Raw genomic sequence first — 1,807 nt, 5'->3', positions numbered from 1 at the left:
CGCAGGGCCGGGCTCGCCCTGGCGGGGCGTCCGCCCGCACTGCCCGGGCCCCCGGCGCTCTCCCCGGTTCCCCTCGTGCTGCTGCCGGGCCTCGGCGCCGGGAGCCCCGCGCGGTTCGCGGTGTTCGACGTGCCCGACCGGGACGCCCTCGTGCGGGACGGCGCGTCCACGTGCGTGGCCACCGTCGTGGGCGGCCGCCTGGTGTACCGGCGGCGCTGACCCGTGGTGAGGGCCGGTTCCGAGGCGGCGCCGGTCCTCACCCCGCGAACGCCTCCCCGAACGCCCCGTCCTCCTGCTCCACCCCGCTGCAATCGGTCAACGGGTCGTCCGCGGAGGTGTCCTCGCCGCACTGCCGGTCCCGGAACGCCGACCACATCGACACCCACGCGATCCCCTTCTCCTCCGCGAACGCCCGCACCTGTGCCGCGTCCGCGAGCGTGAACGTCTCCCCCTCCACGTCGTTGACGCCGAGCATCGAGGTGAGCGCCATGCCCCGCCAGGCATCGGCCTCCGACAGCCCGAAGACCTCCTGGAGCTGGGTGTTCGCCGCCTCGGCGGAGGTGAGGGCGTACTCGCCCATGTCACCGTCGTAGGACTCGCCGTAGTTCATCGTCATGAGGTTGACGGTGGCGACCCGGGCGCCGTGGTCGTTCGCGGACGCCAGCAGGGCCAGCCCGTCCTCGTCGAGCCCGGACGGCATGACCGGGAGCGTGAACGTCACCTCCAGGTCCGTGCGCTCCTCCTGGAGCAGCGCGATCGCCTCCGAACGCAGGTCCACGGAGGCGGAGTCGGTGAGTTCGTCGCCCTCGATGTCGAAGTCGGCGCGGGTGGCGCCGGCCGCGTCCAGCGCGGTGCCGTACGCCTCCGCCAGCTCCTCCGCGGTGTCGCAGGTGGCGGCCAGTTCGTCCCCGGAGGCGCCGCCGAAGGAGACCCGGACGTCGGCGCCTGACCCGGTGAGCCCCGCGATCCGGGACGTCACGCTCTCGTCGTCGATGTCCTGGGTACCGTTCCAGTACGGGGTGCAGCCGCTGCCGGAGGAGATCACGAACGCCAGGTTGTACGTCGTGGGGGAGCCCGCCGAGTCGGTGCCGGAGGCCGCCGAGGCACTGACGTACGGGGCGTACGCGGTGACCGGCGCGGACGACGAGGCCGAGGGGGTGGGGTCCGCCGGGGACGCGTCCGTCGTGGTGTCCCCGGCGGAACAGCCGGCGGTGGCCGCGACCAGGGCCAGGGCCGGGAGGAGGGCGAGCCCGGCAACGGACTTCAGTGGACCGCGCATCGTGCTCGTTCCGTTCGTGAGACGTCGGGTGGACGGCCAACGTGGCACACGGGGCTGTGTGCTTTCTGAGGATGTACGCCCGGTTCCCGGATGATTCTCAGGGGACGGAGAGGTTCGCGGCCGTCCCACGGGAGACTCACAGGAAACGCCGGGTTTTTCCCGCACAACGGCCCCTACCGTCCGGGCCATGCACTCCGATCCCGCCATCGAAAGCCGCGCCACCGCGCGCGGCCGTCGCCGCAAACGCCCTGACGGGCCCGGCGAAGGACCCGTCTTCGTCGACTCCTCCGGACGCCGGGCCAGGCTGCTGCGCCGGATCGGCCTGCTCCTGGGGACCGTCTGCGCCGGGTACGCGGTCGTGCTGGGCATGGCCTTCATGGGCATCGGCATCTCGGTCACGCCGGCCTCGCTGCTGCCGTTCGGGGTCGGGCAGGGTCAGGCGGGTCCCGGTGGCGGCGCGGGTCCGCAGGGCGGGACGGCCCCGGCCGGCGCACCGCCGTCCCCGCCGGCCGGTACCCCGAGCGCCAC

At 73.8% G+C, this 1,807-nt stretch carries 2 protein-coding genes and 1 pseudogene; 2 read left to right on the top strand and 1 reads right to left on the bottom strand.

Annotated elements, in window-relative coordinates; translation table 11 throughout:
* Positions 1-219: pseudogene (locus tag B7767_RS29045) on the top strand (hypothetical protein); the annotation flags it as partial.
* A gap of 37 nt (positions 220-256) precedes the next feature.
* On the opposite strand, the gene B7767_RS29040 reads toward B7767_RS29045, so the two are convergent.
* Positions 257-1,279: a chitinase gene (locus tag B7767_RS29040; protein ID WP_085574755.1), complete on the bottom strand. Its 1,023-nt coding sequence runs from the start codon at positions 1,277-1,279 to the stop codon at positions 257-259.
* Between the two features lie 187 nt (positions 1,280-1,466).
* On the opposite strand from B7767_RS29040, the gene B7767_RS29035 reads away from it, so the two are divergent.
* Positions 1,467-1,807: hypothetical protein (locus B7767_RS29035; RefSeq protein ID WP_085574756.1), on the top strand; the 341-nt coding region annotated here is incomplete at its 3' end.

Origin of the sequence: Streptomyces sp. 13-12-16, assembly GCF_002114215.1 — a bacterium.
Lineage (GTDB): Bacteria > Actinomycetota > Actinomycetes > Streptomycetales > Streptomycetaceae > Streptomyces.
This window is presented reverse-complemented; position numbering and strand designations above follow the sequence as displayed.

Bases quoted from the DNA above. Each gene is read 5' to 3' on its own strand.
- B7767_RS29040 (WP_085574755.1), bottom strand. From the start codon at position 1,279: ATGCGCGGTCCACTGAAGTCCGTTGCCGGGCTCGCCCTCCTCCCGGCC.